Genomic DNA, 5,613 nt, shown 5'->3' on the forward strand with positions numbered 1-5,613 from the left:
GATCCCCGAGTCCACGACGTCCTCGATCCGGCTGCGCCTGCTCGATCATGCGGAGCANCGCTGGCCGCAACTCGCCCGCACCGAGGTCACCTACCGTGGCGCGTTCGCCTACGTCGCCGGCGTCCTGCCCGACGGCGAGGAGATCCCCCTGTGCCGGNTGCGCTACGGCGGGTCAGCCCACTCGTTCGGCTTCGCGATCTACTCCGCCGCCCACAACCGCTACCAGGAAACCGCCCTGCTCACCGGATACCCCGCCGGTAGCCCCCAGGACGCCCTCGACACCGCCTGCACCGTCCACCTCCCCACCGAACCCAGCTGATCACTGCACCCCCGAAGGACTTCCAGGCTCAACCACTTAGCGCGCGGAAACAGGACACCCGCATCGAGTCAGGCGACGGCGGTCCTCAGAACCCAAGAGGTGACGCGGGGTCGGCCAGGGAGGTCAATCCGTCCCGTGCACCACAGCAGTGCCCGGGACGGGTCACCTTCCGGAGCGTCAGGGAAAAGCCGTCCGAGGATGGCGACGCTCAGCGGCTCGGGAGGCGACCACGCGATTTCCAGACCCTGGGTAATGTCGTAGGTGTGGACCAGGGTCTCGCAGACGCCCAGCGCGGCGAAGCCGCTGGGATCGGTGGCCCCCCAGTGCCAGGAGCGGACCTCCGGCGCGGCTCCCGACACCGCCGCGCCGAGCAGACAGCCGCACACCCTAGCCAGTCGCAAAATCTGTCGCGGCGACGCGCCCGGCCGAACTGTCAGGTCAAAGGGCAGGTATTTCTCGTCGCTCTGGGCTGTGAGCTGTACAGCATAAGCCGCGAGGTCGTGGACCACGTGCGCAGCGGTAGTCCAGCAGGTCCACTCCAGGGAACCCGCGGGTATGTGCCAGTCGATTTCGTCATGAGGGGCCAGTACCCGCACCATCTCGGCCACGGCCTGCTGCACCTCGTCAGCACCCACCAAATGCATGGCCCAAGTCTGCCAGCTGGATGGCCAAGGGTCACGGCCCGTGGCGCAGGTTGTTCGACCTGCCGGCCGAAGCGCTGGTGACGAGCGGGTGGGGGCCCAGGGCGGCGGCAAAGTTGCTGGTTAGCAACCGGCCTTCTTGATTGTTTCGAGGGGTCGTTCGGGGTGGCGGGCGTGGTGGCGTAGGGCCTTCGCGATGTTCTTCGCGCCGGTAAGGCGCAGGATGGTGATCGCGAGGTTGCGGAGGCTGGTCATGACCTGCGGCGCGTTTCCGGTGCGGGCGCGGTGTCTGTCCTCGTCGTAGGTGACATCGCGGACCCAGTGGAGGCGGTTCTCGATGGCCCAGTGCGCTTGGGCGAGTTCGGCGAGCAGCCTCGGGCTGGCGTGGTGCGTGGGCAGGCTGGTGACCGCGTGGACGGTTTCGGCTGTGGCTGGGCCGCCGGGCCAGGGGCCGGCGGTGGCGGATGATCCGGACGGACTGGACCGCGTGGGGGAAGCCGATCCCGGCGCGGACCTCGGTGGCCTGCACGGTCCGGCGTTCGACGCGGCCGTGGCCGCGGCTTCTCGTCCGCGACGTGGTGCGGACCTTCGTCCAGCGCAGGGTCGCCAGCTGGGCCAGCAGCGTCGGCCGGTTCGCCTCCACAATCAGCAGGTAGTGCGCTCCGTGGTCGACGAGCCAGGTCGCGGTGTCGTCCTGGGTGTGCAGCGCGTCTTATGGTGACGTCTTCGTTATGCCGACGTGCCGTGGCCTGAGGTGAGCCCCGTTTCTCGGACACCTGCATAGTAGGGACCTTATCCTTCTTATGCGGCGTCCGCAATAGTTGCGATAGTCGCGTGGTAGAGGTTTTCGGCCTGTTCGGGGGTTTGGTAGCGCAGGGTGGAGTGGCGGCGTTTCTCTGGGGGTCGGACGCTGGTCCGGGCGCCTGATCTCTGCGTTTGCGCAGCTCAGGGGCTGTTGACTTGAAGGTATGTTCTGCAACAGGTGTGGTGCAAGGGTGACGCGCCGGGGTTTTTATCGGCTCGTCGGCGGGGNGTTGATGCGGGNTATCATTTCGCGGTTCGCTTGCCGGGCGGCGGTGAGGTCCTGGTCGCGTTCGGCGAGTTGGAGGCGTAGGTCGACGACGTGCTGCTCGAGGTTCATGATTCGTGCGTTGAGTGTGTCGATGTCGGCGGGTGCGCCGAGTCCGGACTCGCGCCAGGTCTGTTCACCGAGGGTGCCGGACAGGCGGTTTTCGAGTTGGTGGATGCGGGTGGCGAGGCGGATGGCGCGTTCGTGGGCGGCGAGTAGGTCGGCCTGCAGGGACGCTCGGGTCACGGTGGGTCCGGCGCTGGGGTTGGGGGCGGGCTGGGCTTCGAGGGCGTGGGCCTGTTCGAGCAGGTCGCGGTGCCGGTAGAGGAAGGTCCGGTCGACGCCGGCGGCGCGGGCGATGCCGCTGATGGTGATCTCCTTGCCGGCGGCGTGGGCGCTGGTGAGGGCGGTCTGGACGCGCTGGCGGCGCCGGTCGGTGTCCGCGCGCCGGCCCTGGGCCATGGCCGCGGTGCGCGGGGTGGTCATGGCGTCGCCTGGCCGGTGGGGACGGCTCCGGCGCGCAGGCGGGGCATGCCGAGCAGCGCGGCGCGGTGCCGGCGAACGGTCGCGACGGCGTCGTCGATCTGGGTGCGTTCGGGCGCGGTGAGCTCGTCGAGGCGGGCGCTGACACGGCCGATCAGCCGGCGGATGCGGGTGATCTCCTCGTCGGAGGGCATGGCCTCGGCTCTCGCCCAGTCGTCGACGTCCGCGGCGGCGAGGAGCCGTTCGCGGGTGCGCAGCAGGTCGTCGAGGTAGCTGGTCAGCTCGGGCAGGTAGGAGACGTCGGTGCGGAAGTGGTCGCAGCCGGCGCAGCGGAACCGGTAGGGGCAGGCCTGGCCGCCGGCGGTGACGTTAGACGGCTCGGCGCAGATCCCGAACGGAACGGCGACCTCGCCGATGGCCCGGCGGGCGTGGGCGGTGTCGAGGAGGGCTTGGGCCTGTTGCCAGACGCGGTTGCCGTGCCGGTCGAACTGCAGGGCGGTGAGCCGGTCGACGGCCTCGCGGCGGCGCTGTTCGCCGACGCGGTAGTACTGCCGGGTGGTGTCGAACTTGCGGTGGTCCATCAGCTCGCGCAGCACGTCGATCGGGACGCCGGCGTCCGCGTGCCGCTGGGCGTAGGTGTGCCGGTAGGCGTAGAGCACGATCCTGCTCCTGTCGAACTCGACTCCGTCGCTGGTGGTCAGGGTCGGCATCCGGCTGACCCAGGTCCGGTGGTGGAACGACAGGCTGAACGCGGTGATCGGCCGGCGGCCGGCGGGGTTGCGCCGGTCGGTCGGCAGCAGCGCGAGTTCGGCGATCGGGGTGTCCGGGAAACGGCCGCGAACCCGCCGTTGCTGGGTGACGACCAGGTCGGCGGTGTTCTCGCCGATCGGGAGGCGTCGGCCGAGCCGGTGACCTTTGTGGTTGGTGTAGATGAGCAGCGGCGCACCGTCGGCATCGCGGGTCAGGCAGTCGAAGCCGAGGGCGGCGATCTCCTCGGGGCGGCGGCCGGTGTCGATCGCGAGCGAGAACGCGGTGCGCATCTCCGCCGAGGTGAGGCTGTCGAGCTGGTCGCAGACCTGCCGCATGATCTCCGGGGGGAGGTCGCGGTGCGGCTCGGCGGGCTCCGGCTGGGCGGGGATGTCGTCGCGGTGGACGGCGAAGTCGTCCCCGAGTCCGCTCGCGAGCCCGCCGGGGCGGGTCAGGCCGAGCGCGCGGATCCGGGTCAGCACCGTGCGGACCTCGCGGCAGGTGCGGATCCGCGCGTCGCCGGTGATCGTACCGATCGACTCCAGGTAGGCCAGCCGGTTCAGGAACGCCTCGATGTCGCCGCGGCGAAGGTGCAGGTGGAAGCGGGGGTGGCGCAGCAGCCAGTTCTTCACCGCCGGGGTCTTGTGGGTGGCGTAGTTGTCCAGGACCAGGTGCAGGTCGTAGCCCTTCGGGACCGAGCAGTCGATCAGTTTGAGGAAACGCAGGAACTCCTGATGGCGGTGCCGCCGGTAGGTCTGCGCGATCACCGCCCCCGACGTCGGGTCGAGGGCGGCGAACAGGCTCGTCGTGCCGTGGCGGACGTAGTCGTGGGTCATCCGCTCCGGCGTACCCGGCATCAGCGGCAGCACCGGTGCGGTACGGTCCAGCGCCTGCACCTGGGATTTCTCGTCGACGCAGAGCACGATCGCCTTCTCCGGCGGGTCCAGGTAGACCCCGACCACGTCACGGACCTTGTCCACGAACAGCGGGTCGGTGGACAGCTTCCAGGTCTCGACCAGGTGCGGTTTCAACCCGAACGCCCGCCACATCCGCGACACCGTCGACTGCGACAACCCGCTGGCCCTCGCCATCGACCGCGACGACCAGTGGGTGTCACCGTTCGGTGGCTTCTCCTCCAACGTCCTTCCGATCACCGCCTCGACCTGCGCGTCGGTGACCTTGCGCGGCGCCCCTGGACGCGCCTCGTCCGACAGGCCCTCCAACCGGTCGACCGCGAACCGGCTCCGCCACTTCGCGACCGTCCCCCGCGTGATCCCGAACTCGGTCGCGATCCCCGCGTTCGTCCCACCCTCCGCGCAGGCCAGCACTATCCGCGAGCGCAACGCCAGCGCCTGCGCGGTCGTGCGCCGCCGAGCCCACCCTTCCAGCACCGCACGCTCGGCAGCCGACAACTCGATGGGTTCCACGCTCGGGCCAGGCACCAGCCCATTCTATCCGCCCACGAATCTACGACTCAGGACACTAGAATGAGCACGGCAGTTCTTTGATGCCATTCGAGAAACTGGACCGCTGGCGAACGGCCGGGCCGCTGACGTGGACGTTTGGCAGTCTGGTCAGAAGCTCCTTGAGCATGATGGTGATCTCATGACGCGCGAGATGCGCGCCCAGACACCAGTGCGGCCCAGGGCCGCCAAATCCGAGGTGCGGATTCGGATCACGGGTGATGTCAAACCTGTCCGGCGCGTCGAACACCGCGGCGTCCCGATTCGCCGAATTGTAGAACATCACCACTCGATCGCCCGGCTGGTAGACGTTCCCCGACAGCTCGGCCGGTCGGACCAGCGTCCTGCGCATCCAGGTGGTCGGCGTCGCGTAGCGGATCACCTCTTCGACCGCGCCTGGCAGCCGCCCCGGGAGATCCCCGAGCAGCGTCGAGCGCTGCTCGGGGTGCTCCGTGAGCAGCGCGAGGGCGTGGGACAGCGCATTGCGCGCGGTCTCGGCGCCGGCGACGATAAGCAGGGTGAAGAACTTGCCTAGCTCATCGCGCGTCAGGTGGTCCCCGTCCACATTGGCGTTGATCAACCTTGTGATGAGGTCGTCACGCGGATCCTGGCGGCGCTCCTCGGCAAGCTGATGCATCAGAGCATGCAGTTGCCGGTACTTTCGCACCGTAAGAGTTCGGTGATGGCGTGGGTGGGCGGGCCGAAGGCCCGGCCGGTGTTGCCGGTCGGGTGGTTTTCGGCTTGTGGGTGGGGTTAGGGCTCGGGCCCGTCGGGTGGGCCGTCCTGGGGTGGGTCGGTGCTGGGAGGGCTGCCGGTCTGGGTGGTGGTCTGCCAGGTGAGGAAGGGTTCGAGGGCGGGGCCGGCGGGTGCTTTCCCGCCGGCTGTGGCGCA

6 protein-coding genes and 2 pseudogenes are annotated in these 5,613 nt (G+C 69.3%); 1 reads left to right on the forward strand and 7 read right to left on the reverse strand.

The features are described from left to right. The first annotated feature begins 1 nt into the window (after position 1). Complete coding sequence (locus BMG523DRAFT_RS21575) at positions 2-319, forward strand: hypothetical protein (RefSeq protein ID WP_152987891.1); 318 nt, start codon at positions 2-4, stop codon at positions 317-319. A gap of 68 nt (positions 320-387) precedes the next feature. Here BMG523DRAFT_RS21575 and BMG523DRAFT_RS21580 read toward each other — a convergent pair whose 3' ends face one another. The 7 genes and pseudogenes from BMG523DRAFT_RS21580 to BMG523DRAFT_RS21600 all read right to left on the reverse strand — a co-directional run bounded on the left by BMG523DRAFT_RS21580 (position 388) and on the right by BMG523DRAFT_RS21600 (position 5,557). Continuing rightward, a complete protein-coding gene (locus tag BMG523DRAFT_RS21580; RefSeq protein ID WP_035734546.1) occupies positions 388-954 on the reverse strand; it encodes a maleylpyruvate isomerase N-terminal domain-containing protein in 567 nt (188 codons plus the stop codon). A gap of 129 nt (positions 955-1,083) precedes the next feature. After that, positions 1,084-1,215 (reverse strand): hypothetical protein, encoded by a 132-nt coding sequence (locus BMG523DRAFT_RS27055; protein ID WP_023841871.1) that lies wholly within the window; start codon positions 1,213-1,215, stop codon positions 1,084-1,086. A gap of 30 nt (positions 1,216-1,245) precedes the next feature. Continuing rightward, positions 1,246-1,605, reverse strand: a pseudogene (locus tag BMG523DRAFT_RS27575) (transposase); the annotation flags it as partial. Positions 1,606-1,972: 367 nt separating this feature from the next. Beyond that, a complete protein-coding gene (locus BMG523DRAFT_RS27580; RefSeq protein WP_035734542.1) occupies positions 1,973-2,515 on the reverse strand; it encodes a DUF6262 family protein in 543 nt (180 codons plus the stop codon). Beyond that, positions 2,512-3,597: a site-specific integrase gene (locus tag BMG523DRAFT_RS26865; protein ID WP_166793687.1), complete on the reverse strand. Its 1,086-nt coding sequence runs from the start codon at positions 3,595-3,597 to the stop codon at positions 2,512-2,514. Before BMG523DRAFT_RS26865 ends, BMG523DRAFT_RS27580 begins: the two co-directional genes overlap by 4 nt. A gap of 252 nt (positions 3,598-3,849) precedes the next feature. Further along, positions 3,850-4,701: pseudogene (locus BMG523DRAFT_RS26870) on the reverse strand (IS630 family transposase); the annotation flags it as partial. 40 nt (positions 4,702-4,741) lie between these two features. Beyond that, on the reverse strand, positions 4,742-5,557 hold the full coding sequence (locus BMG523DRAFT_RS21600) for a cytochrome P450 (protein WP_255353908.1): 816 nt from the start codon (positions 5,555-5,557) through the stop codon (positions 4,742-4,744). Between the last annotated feature and the right edge of the window lie 56 nt (positions 5,558-5,613).

Source organism: Frankia sp. BMG5.23 (genome assembly GCF_000685765.2).
In the GTDB taxonomy this organism is placed as follows: Bacteria; Actinomycetota; Actinomycetes; order Frankiales; family Frankiaceae; genus Frankia; species Frankia casuarinae.

What these genes read in the sequence shown, in the direction of transcription:
- BMG523DRAFT_RS27055 (WP_023841871.1), bottom strand. Translation starts at nt 1,215, where the DNA reads ATGACCAGCCTCCGCAACCTCGCGATCACCATCCTGCGCCTTACCGGC.
- BMG523DRAFT_RS26865 (WP_166793687.1), bottom strand. Translation starts at nt 3,597, where the DNA reads ATGCGGCAGGTCTGCGACCAGCTCGACAGCCTCACCTCGGCGGAGATG.